We start from the raw sequence: 18,689 nt of genomic DNA on the forward strand, positions 1-18,689 counted from the left end.
ATGGCTGACGAGAAGAAACTCCGGGACTACCTCGGCCGGGTGATCGCCGAGCTGCACGAGACCCGTCAGCGCCTGCGCGCGGCGGAGTCCGGCGAAGGGGAGCCGATCGCCGTCGTCGCGATGAGCTGTCACCTGCCCGGTGGCGTGCGCAGCCCGGAAGACCTGTGGCAGTTGCTGGCCGAGGGTCGCGACGCCATCACGGCCTTCCCGGCCGACCGCGGCTGGAACGCCGAACACCTCGCCGGTCGCGCGTTCGGCGGGTTCCTGCACGACGCCGCCGAGTTCGACCCGGGTTTCTTCGAGATCAATCCGCGCGAGGCCCTGGCCATGGACCCGCAGCAGCGGCTCGCGCTCGAGGTGGCGTGGGAGGCCGTGGAACGCGCCGGGATCTCACCGCACGCCCTGCGCGGCAGCCGGACCGGCGTGTTCGTCGGCACCAACGGCCAGGGCTACGACGTCGTGATGAACGGCGGCAACGCCGGCGCGAACGGGTCCGCGGGCTATGTGATGACCGGCAGCGCCACCTCCGTGGTGTCGGGCCGGATCGCCTACACGCTGGGCCTGGAAGGTCCGGCGGTCACCGTGGACTCGGCCTGCTCGTCGTCGCTGACCGCGTTGCACCTGGCCGGGCACGCCCTGCGTAGCGGCGACTGCACGCACGCGCTCGTCGGCGGCGTCACCGTGATGGCCCACCCGACACCCTTCCACGAGTTCCACCGCCAGCGCGGGCTCGCCTCCGACGGCCGGTGCAAGGCGTTCGCCGCCTCGGCCGACGGCATGGGCATGGCCGAGGGCGCCGCCATGGTCATGGTGACCACGCTGTCCCGTGCCCTCGCCGAGGACCTGCCGGTGCTCGCCGTGGTGCGCGGGTCGGCGGTGAACCAGGACGGCGGCTCCAACGGGCTGACCGCGCCGAACGGGCCGTCCCAGGAGCGGGTGATCGCCGCGGCACTGGCCAACGCCCGGCTCGCGCCCGAGCAGGTCGACGCCATCGAGGCGCACGGCACCGGCACCACGCTCGGCGACCCGATCGAGGCGCAAGCCTTGCTGGCCGCCTACGGCACCGGCCGCGACCGTCCACTGTGGCTCGGCTCGCTCAAGTCGAACATCGGCCACACGCAGTCCGCGGCAGGGGTCGCGAGCGTGATCAAGTCGATCCTCGCGTTGCGGCACGGCACGTTGCCCAGGACGCTGCACGCCGACGAGGCGACCCCGCACGTCGACTGGTCCGCGGGCACGATGGCGTTGCTGACCGAAGCCCAGCCGTGGCCGCGTGGCGACGAACCGCGCCGGATCGGCATCTCGTCGTTCGGGATCAGCGGCACGAACGCCCACGTGATCCTCGAAGACGCCCCGGGGCGCCCGGCCGAGCCCGCTGAGTCCGACGGGCCGAGCAGCAGGCCGGTGCCGCTGCTGATCTCCGCCCGCACCACGCAGGCGTTGCCGGCGCAGGCCGATCGGCTCGCGGAAGGCTTGGCGGATCAGCGCCTGCTCGACGTCGGCTACTCGCTGGCGACCACCCGGGCCCAGTTCGAGCACCGCGCCCTGCTGATCGAGTCCGATGTGGACTCCGCACGGGCCGCGCTCACCGAACGCCGGTACCTCAGTGGTCGCGCGGAGTCCGGCCGGACGGCGTTCCTGTTCACCGGCCAGGGTTCGCAACGCGTCGGCATGGGCCGCGAGCTCTACGACACCTACCCGGTGTTCGCCGCCGCGATGGACGAGATCACCGCCCGGTTCGAACCGATCCCGTTCGACGACGAGGCGTTGCTCAACCAGACCGAAGGCGCGCAGGCCGCGTTGTTCGCCCTGGAAGTGGCTTTGTTCCGCTTGCTGGAGTCCTGGGGGATCAAGCCCGACTTCCTGCTCGGCCACTCCATCGGCGAGCTGGCCGCCGCCCACGTCGCCGGGGTGCTGTCCCTGGACGACGCGTGCACGTTGGTCGCCGCGCGCGGTCGCCTGATGCAGGCCCTGCCCGCGGGCGGGGCGATGCTCGCCGCCGAGGTCGCCGAGGACCAGGTCCCGGCGGGCATCGACATCGCCGCGATCAACAGCCCGACCTCGCTCGTGGTCTCCGGTACCGAGGACGAGCTCGACGCGCTCGCCGAGACCTGGCGCGCCGAGGGCCGCCGGGTCAAGAAACTCGTTGTGTCCCACGCCTTCCACTCACGGCTGATGGAGCCGATACTGGCGGAGTTCGCCGCGGTCGCCGAGTCGCTCACCTACCACCAGCCGAAGATCCGGATGCCCGGCGACGTCACCGACCCGGCGTACTGGGTGCGGCAGGTCCGCGACACGGTCCGGTTCGGCAACGGCGTGCAGTCGTTGCGCGACAACGGCGTCACCGCGTTCCTGGAGCTGGGCCCCGACGCCGCGCTGTCCGCGCACGTAGAGGAATCCGTGGCGGTCCTGCGCTCCGGCCGCGACGAGGTGACCGCGCTGCTGACCGCGGTCGGCACCGCGTGGGTGCGCGGGGTGGACGTCGACTGGGCGCAGGTGTTGTCCGGCGGGCGCAAGGTCCCGCTGCCCACGTATGCCTTCCAGCGTGAGCGGTTCTGGCCGGTCACCGCGCCGGCCGGCGACGTCACCGCGGCCGGGCTCGCCAGCGCGGAGCACCCACTGCTCGGCGCGGCCGTCTCGCTCGCCACCGACGACGGCGCCCTGCTCACCGGCCGCCTGTCGGTCGCCGCCCACCCGTGGCTGGCCGAGCACGTCGTCCTCGGCACGATCCTGGTTCCGGGTACGGCGTTCGTGGAGCTCGCGCTGCGGGCGGGGGAGTTCGCCGGCTGCCCGACGCTCGACGAGCTGACCTTGCAGACCCCGCTCGCGTTGCCCGCCACCGGCGGCGTCGCGGTCCAGCTCGTCGTCGGCCCGCCCGACGCCGACGGCCGCCGCCCGCTCACGATCTTCTCCCGCGCCGACGGCGACTGGGTCCGCCACGCCGAAGGCGTGTTGTCCGCCACCGAGGTCGAGGCCAGCGCGGTCGAGGCCGGCAGGCTCGCCGAGTGGCCGCCCGCCGCCGAGCCGCTGCCCGTCGACGGCTGGTACGCCGCGGCCGCCGAAGCCGGGCTCGACTACGGCCCGGCGTTCCGAGGTCTCACCGCCGCGTGGCGGGCCGGGGACACCGTCTACGCAGAGGTCGCGCTGCCGGACGCGGCGCAGAGTGGGACGGCGCAGGGTGGGACGGCGCAGGGCGAACCGTTCGGCCTGCACCCCGCCCTGCTGGATGCCGCGTTGCACGCGGCGGGTGCCGCCGGGTTGGTGACCGGCGGCGTGCGGCTGCCGTTCGCGTGGTCCGGCGTTCGCCTGCACGTCGCGGGCGCGGGGGCGCTGCGGGTCCGGCTGACCGCCACCGGTACCGACGCGCTCGCGGTGGACCTCGCCGACAGCACCGGCAGCCCGGTCGCCACGATCGATGGCCTCACGCTGCGTCCGGCCGACGCCACGCAGGCCGGTCCACACACCGCGTTGTTCACCGTGGACTGGGTGCCTGCCGCTTCGACGGCCGCGCCGGTGGACCTCGAGCGGGTCGAGATCCCCACGGCCTGCGACGACCTGGTCGAATCCACCCGGACCGCCACCTACGCCGCCCTCGCCGCCCTGCAAAGCGCGCTCGCCCACGACACGAGCCTCGCCATCGTCACCACCGGTGGCGTGGCGGCCGACGCCGTCGCGGGGCTCGTGCGCGCCGCGCAACTGGAGAACCCTGACCGGTTCGTGCTCGTCGACACCGACGGCAGCCTCGACGTCGAGGCCGCGCTCGGCCACGACGAGCCGCACCTGCGCATCCGCGCGGGCCAGGTCCTCGTGCCCCGCCTCGCGCGCGACACCGGCAGCGCCCCGAATCCCGGCGCCCTCAACCCCGACGGCACCGTGTTGATCACCGGCGGGACCGGCGCGCTCGGCACGCAGGTCGCCCGCCACCTGGTCGAGCGGCACGGCATCCGGCACCTGGTGCTGGTCAGCCGCACCGGCGGACCAGCACCCGAGCTCGACGCGGACGTGACGGTGGTGGCGGCTGACGTCACCGATCGCGCCGCCCTGGCCGAAGTGCTCGCCGCCATCCCGGCCGAGCACCCGCTGACGGGCATCGTGCACGCGGCCGGGGTCGTGGACGACGGCATCACCTCGGCGCTCACGCCGCCGCGCGTCGACACGGTGCTCGACCCGAAGGTGCGTGGCGCGGTCGCCCTGCACGAGCTGACCGCCGACGCCGATCTCGCGTTGTTCGTGCTGTTCTCCTCCGCCTCGGCCACGTTCGGCGCGGCCGGGCAGGCGAACTACGCCGCCGCCAACGGTTTCCTTGATGGACTCGCCCGCCACCGCGCCGCCCACGGCAAGCCCGCCGTGTCGATCGGCTGGGGCCTGTGGGCCGAACGGAGTGGCATCACGGGGCACCTGGACGACACCGGCCGCGCCCGCATCACCCGCGCGGGCGGCGAACTGTCCACTCAGGACGCGTTGGCGTTGCTCGACCGGGCCTGCGCCGGCGATCGGCCGCACGTGGTCGCGATGCCACTCGACCTGGACCTGCTGCAGGCCCAGCACGACCGTGACCCTGATACCCGTATCCCGGCGCTGCTGCGTGGCCTGGTCCGCCGGCGGACCCGCCGTGCCGCCACCGCTGCGGCGGCGGCGACCGGGCTGGGCGCCGAGCTGGCCGGTCTGGCCGAAGCCGAGCAGTCCCGGGTCCTGGTGGAGCTGATCCGCACCGAGGCGGCCACCGTGCTCGGGCACGCCTCGGCCGCCGTGCTCGAGGCGCAGCGCTCGTTCAAGGAACTGGGTTTCGACTCGCTCACCGCGGTCGAGCTGCGCAACCGGCTTTCGCTCGCCACCGGTCTGCGCCTGCCCGCGACCCTCGTCTTCGACTACCCGTCACCCGAGGTGCTGGCCGCCCACTTGCGCCCGCGCCTGCTCGGAATCGAGGGCCCGACGCGCGCGGCCACCACGAAGGTCGCGAGCGACGAGCCGATCGCGATCATCGGCATGAGCTGCCGCTACCCGGGCGGGGTGGACAGCCCGGACGAGTTGTGGCGCCTCGTCGCCACCGGCACCGACGCGATCTCCCCGCTGCCCACCAACCGCGGGTGGCAGCTCGACGCTCTCTACGACCCGGACCCGGACAGCTCCGGCAAGTCCTACGTGGTCGAGGGCGGGTTCGTGCACGACGCGGACACCTTCGACCCGGCCCCGTTCGGCATCAGCCCGCGCGAGGCGCTGGCCATGGATCCCCAGCAGCGGCTGATGCTGGAGGCGTCCTGGGAGGCGTTCGAACGGGCGGGCATCGACCCGACGTCCATGCGCGGCAGCCGGACCGGCGTGTTCACCGGCCTCATGTACTACGACTACGCCGCCACGATGTCCGTCCTGCCGGAAGGCGCCGAGGGCTTCATCGGCACCGGCACGTCGGGCAGCGTGCTCGCCGGCCGGGTGTCCTACACGTTCGGGCTCGAAGGGCCCGCCATGACGGTGGACACGGCGTGCTCGTCGTCGCTGGTGACGCTGCACCTGGCCGCGCAGGCGCTGCGCACCGGGGAATGCGACATGGCGCTCGCCGGCGGGGTGACGGTGCTGTCGACGCCCGCCGTGTTCGTGGAGTTCTCCCGGCAGCGCGCGCTCTCCCGCGACGGCCGGTGCAAGGCGTTCGCCGCCGCCGCGGACGGCACCGGGTGGTCCGAAGGGATCGGCATGGTCCTGGTGACCCGGCTCTCGGACGCGCAGCGCGCCGGCTACCCGATCACGGCCGTGATCCGGGGTTCGGCGGTGAACCAGGACGGCGCGTCCAACGGCCTGACCGCGCCGAACGGCCCGTCGCAGGAGCGGGTCATCCGCGCCGCCTTGACCGGCGCCGGTCTTCGACCGTCCGATGTGGACGCGGTCGAGGCTCACGGCACCGGCACCACCCTCGGTGACCCGATCGAGGCGCAGGCGTTGCTCAACACCTATGGCCAGGAACGGGCGAGCGATCCGCTGTGGCTGGGCTCGCTGAAGTCCAACATCGGGCACAGCCAGGCCGCGGCGGGCATCGGCGGCGTGATCAAGATGGTCATGGCGATGCGTCACGGCGTGCTGCCGAAGACGCTGCACATCGACGAGCCGACGCCCGAAGTGGACTGGACCGCGGGCGCGGTGTCGCTGCTGACCGAGTCGCGGCCGTGGCCCGAGACCGGGCGGCGGCGCCGGGCCGGGGTCTCGTCGTTCGGGGTGAGCGGCACGAACGCCCACGTGATCCTCGAGGAGTACCCGGCCGACGCGCCGGTCCGCGCGGCCGAGGCCGCACCGGCTCTGCTGCCCTGGGTTCTGTCGGCGCGCACCGCCGAGGCCCTGCGTGACCAGGCGACCCGTCTGGCGTCCACTGTGGACGACCGCGACCCGCGCGACGTCGCGTCGGTGCTGGTGCGCTCGCGCGCGTCGCTGGAGCACCGGGCGGTGGTGCTCGGCTCCGATCGCGCGTCCTTCGTCGGCGCTCTGCAGGACGTCGCCGGTGGACGCACCCGGCCCGGCGTGCTGACCGGCGTGGCCGGTCGTGGCGCCATCACCTTCGTCTTCCCCGGCCAGGGCTCGCAGTGGGCGGGCATGGCGGTGCGGATGCTGGAGGACGAACCGGTGTTCCGTGCCCGCGTCGAGGAGTGCGCCGAGGCACTGGCCGGGTTCGTCGACTGGTCGCTGCTCGACGTCCTGCGTGGCGTGCCGGACGCCCCGCCGCTCGAGCGCGTGGACGTCGTGCAGCCGGTGCTGTGGGCGGTGAACGTCTCGCTGGCCGCGTTGTGGCAGTCGGTGGGCGTGCGGCCCTCGGCCGTGGTGGGCCACTCGCAGGGCGAGATCGCGGCCGCGGTCGTGGCGGGCGGGTTGAGCCTGCTCGACGGCGCGCGCGTGGTCGCGTTGCGCAGCCTGCTGCTGCGCGAGTTCATGGCGGGCAAGGGCGGCATGGTGTCGTTGTCGGTCTCCGCCGAGACCGCCGAGCGGCTGATCGCGCCCTGGGACGGGGCGCTGAGCATCGCGGGCCTGTCCGGTCCGCTGTCCACGGTCGTGTCCGGTGACCTCGACGCCGTCGACGGCCTGCTCGCCGAGTGCGAGCGGCGCGGGCTGCGGGCCCGACGGGTGCCGACCGACTGCGCCGGGCACTCCCGGCAGGCCGACCAGGTCAAGGACCGGCTGCTGGCCGACCTCGCGCCGCTGAGGCCGCGCTCGGGCGCGATCCCGTTCTACTCCGCGGTGACCGGCGGGGTGCTGGACACCGAAGCCCTCGACGCCGAGTACTGGTGGCGCAACCTGCGTGAGCCGGTGCTGTTCGAGCAGGCGACCCGGAACCTGCTGGCCGACGGCCGGTCGATGTTCGTCGAGACCAGCGCGCACCCGGTGCTGACCGTGGCGATCCAGGAGACGCTGGAGGCCACCGACACCGCGGGCGCCGTGCTGGGCACGCTGCGCCGCGACGAGGGTGGCCGCGACCGCTGGCTCACCGCGCTCGCGGACGCCCACGTGCACGGCGTGCCCGTCGACTGGACCACGGTCGTGCCCGAGGGCCACCGGGTCGACCTGCCCACCTACGCCTTCCAGCGCAGCCGGTTCTGGCCGGAGCAGGTGCACGTCGCCGACGACGTCGCCGAGGTCGGCCTCGGCGCCACCGCCCACCCGCTGCTCGGTGCCGCGGTGCCGGTGGCCGGGGACGGCAGCGTGCTGCTGACCGGCAGGCTGGCCGCGGACACCCAGCCGTGGCTGGCCGAGCACGTCCTGCGCGGCACGAACCTGGTGCCCGGCACGGCGTTCGTCGAGATGGCGTTGCTCGCCGGCGCCCAGATCGGGCACACCCGGCTGGGTGAGCTGACGTTGCAGGCGCCGCTGGCCGTGCCCGAACGCGACGCCGTCGTGCTGCAGGTGATCGTGGGCGCGCCCGGCGACGCGGCCGACGAGCGGACGGTGACCGTGTTCTCCCGCCCGGAGGGCGCGGAGCCGGACGTGCCGTGGACGACGCACGCGACCGGGCACCTGCTGAGCGACCGCCGGACCGACGCCGTCGAGCTGACCCAGTGGCCGCCCGCGGGTGCCGAACCCGTTGCCATCGAACGCTTCTACGCCGGAGCGGCGGCCGCCGGCTACGTGTACGGGCCGACGTTCCAGGGGCTGCGCGCGGTCTGGCGCGGTGCCGAGGGCGTCGATGACGCCGTCTACGCCGAGATCGCCCTGCCGGAGCAGGCGCAGACCGAGGCACGCCGCTACGGCGTGCACCCCGCGTTGCTCGACGCGGCGCTGCACGCGATGGAACTGGGCGGGCTGATCGGCGGTGCGGCCGACACCATCTGGTTGCCGTTCGCCTGGCGCGGCGTCGTCGTGCACGCGATCGGCGCGAGCAGCCTGCGTGTTCGGCTGAGCAGGGCCGATGGTGCGGGTGCGGTGCGCATCGACCTCGCCGACCCGGCGGGCGCGCCGGTGCTGACCGCCGAGTCGATGGTGACCCGCGCGGTGTCGCCCGAGGACCTGCGCGTCGCGGGCCGCGGCCCGGTCGACTCGTTGTTCCGCCTCGACTGGGTGCCTGCCTCCACCCAGCAGAACCGGACACAGCAGAACGCGGTTCCCGCGTCCTGGTCGGTGATCGGCACCGACTCCGCGGGCATCGCCGAGCGCCTGGTCGGCCACGTCGGCGCGGTCGACTGGCACGGCGACCTCGACGCACTGCTCGAAGCGGTCGATGCCGGGCGCCCCGCACCGGACGTCGTCGTGTGGTCCGGGGACACCCCGGCCGGACCCGTCACCGAGGCCACCCGTGCCCTGCTCGACGACGTGCTGCTCACCGTGCAGGGCTGTCTCGACGACCCGGTGTTCGCCGACGCCACCATGGTCGTGCTCACCCACGGCGCGGTCGCCACGACGGCCACCGCGGACGTCCCGGACCTCGCCGCCGCCGCGGTGCGCGGCCTGATCCGCACCGCGCAGAGCGAGAACCCGGACCGGTTCGTGCTGGTCGACCTCGACGAGCACGACGAGTCCGTGGCGCGGCTGGCCGACGTCCTCACGCTCGACGAGCCCCAGCTGGCGGTGCGCCGGGGCACGGTCCTCGCGCCACGCCTGGCCCGCGCCGACGCGACCGGCACACCCTCCACTGTGGAGGGTCCGGTGCTGGTCACCGGCGGCACCGGCATGATCGGCGGCGTCATCGCCCGGCACCTGGCCGCCGAGCACGGCGTGCGTGAGCTGCTGCTGCTCTCGCGCAGCGGCCCCGCCGCGCCCGGGGCGGCCGAGCTGGTGGCGGACCTGGCCGAACTCGGCGCGCGCGCCGAGGTGCTCGCCTGCGACGTGGCCGACCGGGTCGAGCTGGCCGCCGCGATCGGCGATCGGGTGCTCGGCGGCGTGGTGCACGCGGCAGGCGCGCTCGACGACGGCGTGATCGGCTCGCTCGCCGCCGAGCAGTTCGACACCGTGCTGGCGCCGAAGCTTGACGCGGCCGTGCACCTGGACGAGCTGACCGAGGGCATGCCGCTCGGGTTGTTCGTGCTGTTCTCCTCGGCCGCGGCCACGATGGGCTCGGTCGGCCAGGGCAACTACGCCGCGGCCAACGCCTTCCTCGACGCGCTGGCCCAGCGCCGCCGCGCCGCCGGGCGGCCGGGCTCGTCGATCGGCTGGGGCATGTGGGCGCGCACCGGGGCGATGGGCGCGCACCTCGACGCGGCCGATCTGGCCCGGGCGACCCGGGCGGGCGCCGCACTGTCCGATGAGGACGGACGCGCGCTGTTCGACGCGGCCTTGCACGCTGGTGCCGCTCACGTCGTCGCGACCCGCCTCGACCTCGCCACGCTGCGGGCCGGCGCGGCGTCGGCGCCGGTGCCCGCGCTGCTGCGGGGCCTCGTCCGCGCCCCCGTGTGGCGCACGGCCGGCGACGGCCCGAGCAGCGGGCCGGACTTGGTCTCCCGGCTGGCCGGGTTGTCCGAACTCGAACAGCGCAGGCTGCTGCTGGACCTCGTCCGCGGGGACGCGGCCGCGGTGCTGGGGCACGCCTCGGTGGACCCGATCGACCCCGAGCGCGGGTTCATGGAGCTGGGGTTCAGCTCGCTCACCGCGATCGAGATCCGCAACCGGCTCGCCGCCGCGACCGGCATGCGGCTGCCCAGCACGCTGATCTTCGACCACCCCACGGCGGTCAAGCTGGCCGAGCACCTGCGCACCGCGCTGGCGGTCGAGGCCGTCGAGGGCCCGTCCCCGCTGATCGCCGAACTGGACCGGCTGGAGGCAGGCCTCGCGCTCACCGACGAACGGGACGAGACGCGGGCGCGGGCGCTCACCCGCCTGCACGCCCTGATCGCCCGCTATGACGTGGAATCGGTGCCGCTGGACGAGGTGACCGAGCTCGACCTGGCCACGGACGAGCAGATGTTCGCGCTCATCGACGGAGGCTCGGATGGCGAATGAGCCGCACCGGCACGTGCAGGTTGCCGTTGCCACCGACGGACCGCCGGCCACTCCGGTGGACCGGGCCGTGGTGGTGAGCCGGGCGTGGTGGCTGGAGCAGGCGTCGGCCGTCTCGCTCGCCGAGCGCGGGGCAAGCGGGGTTGCCACCCGTGCCGCCAGTGCCGGCAGGCGCACCGTGGCCGAGACCGACCAGGCCGTGCTGGCGAGCCGGCGGTGGTGGCGCGAGCAGGCGGCAGTGCCACCGGCGGCGATGGCCGGCGACGGGTGGTGGCGGCCGCAAGCGGCGGTCGCCGGATGCCTGCGTGCGCCGCTTCGATCGTCGCGGCCGACCGGCAGCGTCCAGGAGCTTGTGCTTGCCTCGATCGCCGGGGGCCTCGATGGCTGACGAAGCGCAGCTGCGCGAATACCTCAAGCGCGCCACGGCCGATCTGAGCCAGGTGCGGGCGCGGCTGCGCGCGGTCGAGGCCGCCGACCGCGAACCCATCGCCATCATCGGGATGAGCTGCCGGTACCCGGGGGGTGTGGACAGCCCAGAAGCCTTGTGGCGCCTGGTCAGCGACGGCACGGACGCAATCTCGCCGTTCCCCACCGACCGTGGCTGGGACCTGGGCTTCTTCGACGGCGCGGGCGCGAACTTCAGCCGGGAGGGCGGGTTCCTCGACGACCTCGCCGGGTTCGACCCGGCCCCGTTCGGGATCAGCCCGCGCGAGGCGCAGGCCATGGACCCGCAACAACGGCTGGTGCTGGAGGCGTCCTGGGAGGCGCTCGAACGCGCGGGCCTGGACCCGTTGTCGTTGCGCGGCAGCCGCACCGGGGTGTTCGCGGGCGCCATGTACAGCGAGTACATCGGCCGCGCGCTGGCCATCCCGGAAGGCGTCGGCCCCTACGTCGGCACCGGCAGCGCGGGCAGTGTCATCTCCGGGCGGGTGTCCTACACCCTCGGCCTGGAAGGACCAGCCCTCACCGTCGACACCGCCTGCTCGTCCTCGCTGGTCGCCCTGCACCTCGCCGGGCAGGCGCTGCGGGCGGGGGAGTGCACGCTGGCCCTGGCCGGCGGCGTCTCCGCGCTCGTCACTCCGAACACCTTCGTCGACTTCGCGGTCTCCGGCGGCCTGGCCGAGGACGGCCGGTGCAAGTCGTTCGCCGCGTCGGCCGACGGCGCGAGCTGGGCCGAGGGCGTCGGCATGCTGGTGCTCGAACGGCTCGGTGACGCCCGGCGCAACGGCCACCGGGTGCTCGCCGTCGTGCGTGGCAGCGCGGTCAACCAGGACGGCGCGTCCAGCGGCCTGACCGTGCCGAACGGCCCGTCGCAGCAACGGGTGATCCGCGCGGCCCTGCGCGCCGCCCGGCTCGCACCGTCCGATGTGGACGCCGTCGAGGCCCACGGCACGGGCACGACGCTCGGCGACCCGATCGAGGCCCAGGCGTTGCTCGCCACCTACGGCCAGGACCGGGACCGGCCCCTCTGGCTGGGTTCGGTGAAGTCCAACCTCGGTCACGCGCAGGCGGCCGCGGGCGTCGGCGGTGTCATCAAGATGGTGATGGCGCTGCGCAACGAGGCGTTGCCGAAGACGTTGCACGTCGACGAGCCCACTCCGCACGTCGACTGGACGGCCGGGGCCGTCGAGTTGCTCACGGAACACCAGTCCTGGCCGCGGACCGCGGAGCCGCGCCGGGCCGGCGTCTCGTCGTTCGGGGTCAGCGGCACCAACGCACACGCGATCATCGAGGAAGCCCCGCCGGCCCAGGACACCGAGCCGGTCGGTACCCGGCCCGCCGTCGTGCCGTGGGTGATCTCCGGCAAGACCGCCGAAGCATTGACCGCGCAGGCCGCGCGGCTGCTCGACGACCTGACGCCCGACGCCGACCCCGTCGACGTCGGGCACGCGCTCGTCGCCACGCGGGCCACCCTCGACCATCGGGCCGTCGTGCTCGGCGACGGCACCGAGGCGCTGCGGGCCGGGCTCGCCACGCTCGCGGACGACGGCGGTTCGACCGGGGTCGTGCGCCGCACCGGCGACCTCGGCCATGGCGGCGTCGTGTTCGTCTTCCCCGGTCAGGGCGCGCAATGGGCCGGTATGGCGGCCGAACTGCTGGACACCGCACCCGCGTTCCGGGCCCGCATCGAGCAGTGCGCGGCCGCCCTGGCACCGCACTGGGACCACTCGCTGCTCGACGTGCTGCGCGAGGACCCGCTGGACCGGGTCGATGTCGTGCAGCCCGCGTCGTGGGCGGTCATGGTGTCGCTCGCCGCGCTGTGGCAGACGGCGGGCGTGACGCCCGAGGCCGTCGTGGGGCACTCGCAGGGCGAGATCGCTGCCGCGGTCGTGGCCGGCGCGCTGAGCCTGGAGGACGGTGCGCGGGTCGTCGCGTTGCGCAGCAAGGTGATCGGCGAGGAGCTGTCCGGCCACGGCGGCATGGTGTCCGTGGCCGCGTCGGCGACCAAGGTCGCCGACCTGCTCACCGACGGGATCTCGATCGCGGCCGAGAACGGCCCACTGTCCACAGTAGTCTCGGGTGATCCGGTCGCGTTGACGGCATTGCTGAGCACCTGCGCCGACCGGGCCATCCGGGCCCGGCGCATCCCGGTGGACTACGCGTCGCACTCGGCGCAGGTCGAGCGCCTGCGCGAACGCCTGCAGGCCGACCTCGCGACCATCACGCCCCGGCCCGCCGACGTGCCGTTCCACTCGACCGTCACCGAGGCGCCGGCCACGCTCGACGCGGACTACTGGTTCACGAACCTGCGCCAGACCGTCCACTTCGACCGGACGATCCGGGCGCTGGTGACGGCGGGCCGCACGATCTTCCTTGAGGTCAGCCCGCACCCGGTGCTGACCGGCGCGATCACCGAGACCGTCGACGCGTGCGGGGCACGGGCCGCGGTGCTGGCCAGCCTGCGCCGCGACGAGGGCGGCCTGCGCCGCTGGCTGACCGCGCTGGCCGAGGCGCACGTGCACGGCGTCGCGGTCGACTGGACCGCGGTCGTGCCCGAGGGCCGTCCGGTCGACCTGCCGACGTACGCCTTCCAGCACAAGCGCTACTGGCTGGAGACCGCCGAGTGGACGCCCCCGCCGTCGGCGGCGGGACCCGCCCGGTTCTGGGACGCCGTGGACCGCGTCGACCTCGACACGCTCACCGGGCTGCTGGACGTCACCGGTGACACGCCGTTGCGCACCCTGCTCCCGACGTTGGCCGCCTGGCACCGCCAGGACCGCGAGCAGTCCCTTGTGGACTCCTGGCGGTACCGGGTCGCCTGGCGGCCGGTGGCGACCCGCGCGGCCCGGCTGGACGGCACGTGGCTGCTCCCGTTCGCCGAAGGCATGGCGGACAACGACCTGGTACGCGCTTGCTGGTCGGCGCTGGAATCGAGCGGCGCCACCGTGGTCCCGTTCGAGCTGACCGAGACCGACCGCGCCTCGCTCGCCGGCCGCCTCGACGGCATTGCGGTGACCGGCGTGCTCTCGCTCCTGGCCCTGAACGAGGATCCCCGTCCCGCGCACCCGAGCCTGCCCGCCGGGCTCGCCGACACGCTCACCCTGCTGCACGGGCTCAAGGATGCCGGGATCACCGCGCCGATCTGGTGCGTGACCCGAAACGCCGTGTGCACCGGCCCCTCGGACCGGCTCGACCACCCCGACCAGGCGTTGCTGTGGGGCTTCGGCCGGGTCGTCGCGCACGAGTACCCCACCTGGGGCGGCCTGATCGACCTCGACGGCACGCCGGACGCCCGGCTCGCCGCCGTGCTCACCGGTGACGAGCCCCAGGTTGCCTTGCGCGCCAACGGTGTGCTCGCAGCTCGGCTGGCCCGAGCGTCCACACAGGACGTCGAGCCGGTGCGCACTTGGCGGCCCAATGGCACCGTGCTCGTCACCGGTGGCACCGGCGGGATCGGCACGCACGTCGCGCGCTGGCTGGCCCGCGCCGGCGCCGAGCACCTGCTGCTGGTCAGCCGCCGGGGCCCGGCCGCTCCCGGCGCGCGCGAACTGGCCGCCGAGCTGACCGAGCTGGGCACCCGCGTGACCATCGCGGCCGCCGACCCGGCCGACAAGGACGTCCTGGCCGGGCTGCTGGCCGAGATCCCGGCCGAGCACCCGCTGACCGCGGTCTTCCACGCGGCCGGCGTCGTCGATTCCGGCATCGTCGACTCGCTCACCGTCGAGCGGATGGACCACGCGCTGCGGGCCAAGCGCCAGGTCGCGCTGAACCTGCACGAGCTGACCCGGGAGCTGGACCTGTCGGCGTTCGTGTTGTTCTCCTCGCTGGCCGGGGTGTTCGGCGCGGCGGGCGAGGGCAACTACGGGCCGGGCAACGCCTTCCTCGATGCGTTCGCCCAGCACCGGCGCGACCTCGGCTTGCCGGCCACGTCGATCGCCTGGGGCGCATGGGCGGGTGCGGGCATGGCCGAAGGCGCGCTGGGCGACGCCATGGGCCGCCACGGCATCCCGCGGATGGACCCCGCGCTCGGCATCGCCGGGTTGCAGCAGGTCCTCGACCACGACGACACCTCCGTCGCGGTGGCCGACCTGAACTGGGACACGTTCGCCTACTTCTTCACCGCGACCCACCACACCCACCTGCTCGACGAACTCGCCCCGAAGCCGGCCGCCGAGCAGACAGCGCAGGTGGCGGACACCGACCAGACGCCGCTCGCCGCCTCGTTGGTCCGGGCCTCGGCCGCGGACCGCAACCGCGCCCTGCTGGACCTGGTCCGCGAGCAGGTCCAGCAGGTGCTCGGCTACGAGTCGGTGGCCGAGGTCGAGCCGGGACGGGCGTTCTCGGATCTCGGGTTGTCCTCGGCGGGTTCGGTCGAGTTGCGCAACCGGCTCACGTTGCTGACCGGGCTGCGGATCCCGGCGACCGTCGTCTTCGACCACCCGACCTCCACCGCGCTCGCCCGCTTCCTGGCCACCGAACTCACCGGCGATGTCGAGGAAACCCCGGTTGTGCCCGCTGCGGCCGTGACCGACGAGCCGATCGCCATCGTGGGCATGAGCTGCCGGTTCCCCGGTGGTGTGTCGTCCCCGGACGACCTGTGGCGTCTGGTCAGCGAAGGCACCGACGCCTTGACCCCGTTCCCCGCCGACCGCGGCTGGGACCTCGACGCGCTGTACCACCCGGATCCCGACCACCCCGGCACCAGCTACGCCCGCGAAGGCGGGTTCGTGGCCGAGGCGACCGCGTTCGACCCCGGCCTGTTCGGGATCTCGCCGCGCGAAGCGCTCGCCATGGACCCCCAGCAACGCATGCTGCTCGAGGCGTCCTGGGAGGCGTTCGAACGCGCGGGCATCGACCCGTTGTCGTTGCGCGGCAGCAGGACCGGCGTCTACGCGGGCACCAGTGGGCAGGACTACCCGACCCTGCTGGCCGCGTCGCCGGAGGGCGCCGAGGGCTACCTCGCCACCGGCGGGTCGCTGTCCGTGGTGTCCGGCCGGATCGCCTACACCTTCGGGCTCGAAGGGCCCGCCGTCACCGTCGACACCGCGTGCTCGTCCTCGCTGGTGGCGTTGCACCTGGCCGCGCAGGCCCTGCGGCAGGGCGACTGCGATCTGGCACTCGCCGGTGGGGTGACGGTGCTGGCCGGCCCCGGCATCTTCGTCGAGTTCTCCCGCCAGCGCGGCATGTCCGCCGACGGCCGGTGCAAGTCGTTCGCCGCGGCCGCCGACGGCGCGGGCTGGGGCGAGGGCGTCGGCGTGCTCGTGGTCGAACGGCTCGCCGACGCCCGCCGCCACGGCCACGACGTGCTGGCCGTCGTCCGCGGTTCGTCGATCAACTCCGACGGCGCGTCCAACGGGCTCACCGCGCCGAGCGGCACCGCCCAGCAACGGGTCATCCGGCACGCGCTGGCCAACGCGGGACTCCAGGCGTCCGAAGTGGACGCTGTGGAAGCCCACGGCACCGGGACCCGGCTGGGCGACCCGATCGAGGCGACCGCCCTGCTCGCGACCTACGGCAAGGACCGCGAGCGGCCGTTGCTGCTCGGGTCGGTGAAGTCGAACATCGGCCACACCCAGGCCGCCTCCGGTGTGGCCGGGGTGATCAAGTCGGTCCTCGCGTTGCGCCACGGCACCCTGCCCAAGACCCTGCACGTCGACGCGCCGTCCCCGCACGTCGACTGGGCCGCCGGGTCGGTCGAACTGCTCACCGAGGCGCGGCCGTTCCCGGCGACAGGCCGGCCGAACCGGGTCGGCGTGTCGTCGTTCGGCGTCAGCGGCACCAACGCGCACGTCATCCTGGAACAGGTACCCGAGACCGCCACCGACGACCCGGAGCCGGTCGCCAGGCCGGTGCCGTGGGTGCTGTCCGGTGCCTCGGAGGCGGCTCTGCGCTCTCAGGCGGCGCGCCTGCGGTCCTGTGTGGACGAACGCCCGCTGGACCTCGCCTACTCGCTGGCCACCACCCGCTCCTCGCTCCCACACCGCGCCGTCGTCGTCGGCACGGACCGCGACGACCTGCTGGCCGGGCTCGACGCCGTGCTCGCGGGCCGGCCGCACCCCGCGGTGGCGACCGGCGTTGCCGGGGACGCCGACTCCGTCACCCTCGTGTTCCCCGGCCACGGCTCGCAGTGGGTCGGCATGGCGCGGGACCTGCTCGCCGAGTCGCCGGTGTTCGCCGCCCGCATGCGGGCGTGCGCCGACGCCTTGGCGCCGTTCGTGGACTGGTCGCTGCTCGACGTCCTCGACGACGCCGAAGCGCTGGACCGGATCGACGTCGTGCAGCCGGCGCTGTGGGCGGTCATGGTGTCGCTCGCGCGGACGTGGCAGTCCCTCGGCGTGCCGGTCGGCGCGGTGCTCGGTCACTCGCAGGGCGAAATCGCCGCGGCGGTCGTCGCGGGCGCGCTGTCGCTGGACGACGGTGCGCGCGTGGTTGCCCTGCGCGCCAAGGCTCTCGTCGCCCTCGCCGGCCGCGGCGGCATGGTGTCCGTGCCGTTGCCGGTGGACCAGGTGCGAGAGCGCGTGGCCGGGTCTGGGCTGTCGATCGCGGTGCTCAACGGCCCGTCGTCGGTCGTCGTCTCCGGTGACCTGGCGGCGGTGGACGAGCTCCTCGCCACGTGTGCAGCGGACGGCATCCGGGCCCGCCGGGTCGCGGCGAACTACGCCCCGCACTCGGCGCAGGTCGAAGACCTGCGTGCGCACCTGCTTGACGTGCTCGCCCCGATCACGCCCCGCGACACCGAGATTCCGCTCTACTCGTCGGTGACCGGCGAGGTGATCGACGGCACGCGGCTCGATGCCGAGCACTGGTATCGCGGCTTGCGCGAGACAGCCGAGTTCGAACGCGCCACCCGGGCCGTCCTGGCCGCGGGCACCACCGTCCTGGTCGAGTGCAGCCCGCACCCGGTGCTCACCGTCGGCCTGCAGGAGACCATCGAGGACGCGGGGGCGGCCGCCGTTGCGGTCGGCTCGTTGCGCCGCGACGAAGGTGACCTCGCCACGCTGCTCGGCGCGCTGGCCCGGGTGCACGTCGCCGGGGTGCGGCCGGACTGGACGGCCGTCTTCGCGGGCACCGGCGCTCGGCGCGTCGCGCTGCCCACCTACGCCTTCCAGCACGAACGGTTCTGGCCGAGCGCCCCGAAGCCGGTTGCGGCCGGGTCCGGGGACGAGACCGGCTTCTGGTCGGTGGTCGAAGCCGGCGAGCTGGACACCCTGGCGGCGGAGTTGGCGGTCGACCCGGCGGCGCCGCTCACCGACGTCCTGCCCGCGCTCGCCGCGTGGCGCAGGCGCAGGCACGAGGAGTCCACCGTGGACTCCTGGCGCTACCGGGCCGTGTGGCGGCCCGCAGATGGTGCCGAACCCACCAGCGACTGGGTCGTCGTCGCGCCCGCCGGGCACGCCTGGGCCACTGCCGCGTGCTCGGCCTTGGCCGCCCGATACGTCGAGTTCGACGGAAGCGGGGCCGAGCTGGCTGGAGTCACCTCCGGGTCCGTGCTCGGCTTCCTCGACCCGGACGGCACCGTCGCCCTGCTGCAGACGCTGAACCCGGACGTCCGCCTGTGGTGCGCGACCAGCGGCGCCGTCTCCACCGGCCGGTCCGACCCGCTGCGCGCTCCCGAGCAGGCCGCCCTGTGGGGCCTTGGCCGGGTCGCCGCGCTGGAGCACCCGCAGCGCTGGGGTGGCCTCGTGGACCTGCCCGAGACGCCCGACGAGCGTGCGGCCGCCCGCCTGGCCCAGGCCCTCGGCGGCTCCGAGACCGAGCTCGCGGTGCGGGCTTCCGGGGTGTTCACCCGCCGGCTGGTCCGGGCCGCTGCCAGTGCAACTGTGACCACCGAGCTCACCGGCACGGCG

At 74.3% G+C, this 18,689-nt stretch carries 3 protein-coding genes (1 of these 3 cut by a window edge); all 3 read left to right on the top strand.

What is annotated here, in order from left to right; genetic code table 11:
- Tightly spaced (each overlapping or abutting the next), the 3 genes in view from EV186_RS31940 to EV186_RS31950 form a layout consistent with a single transcriptional unit that may run on beyond the window.
- A complete protein-coding gene (locus EV186_RS31940; protein WP_133853227.1) occupies nt 1–10,404 on the top strand; it encodes a type I polyketide synthase in 10,404 nt (3,467 codons plus the stop codon).
- A complete protein-coding gene (locus EV186_RS31945) occupies nt 10,394–10,789 on the top strand; it encodes a hypothetical protein (RefSeq protein ID WP_133853228.1) in 396 nt (131 codons plus the stop codon). The genes EV186_RS31940 and EV186_RS31945 overlap by 11 nt, the downstream gene beginning before the upstream one ends.
- A protein-coding gene (locus EV186_RS31950; protein ID WP_133853229.1) for a type I polyketide synthase crosses the window boundary here: on the top strand, nt 10,782–18,689 show its 5' portion. 5,784 nt of this gene lie beyond the right edge of the window; only the first 7,908 of its 13,692 coding nucleotides appear in the window; its start codon is at nt 10,782–10,784; its stop codon lies off the right edge, out of view. The genes EV186_RS31945 and EV186_RS31950 overlap by 8 nt, the downstream gene beginning before the upstream one ends.

Source organism: Labedaea rhizosphaerae, from assembly GCF_004362825.1.
GTDB lineage: Bacteria > Actinomycetota > Actinomycetes > Mycobacteriales > Pseudonocardiaceae > Labedaea > Labedaea rhizosphaerae.

Bases quoted from the DNA above. Each gene is read 5' to 3' on its own strand.
- EV186_RS31940 (WP_133853227.1), top strand. From the start codon at position 1: ATGGCTGACGAGAAGAAACTCCGGGACTACCTCGGCCGGGTGATCGCC.
- EV186_RS31945 (WP_133853228.1), top strand. From the start codon at position 10,394: ATGGCGAATGAGCCGCACCGGCACGTGCAGGTTGCCGTTGCCACCGAC.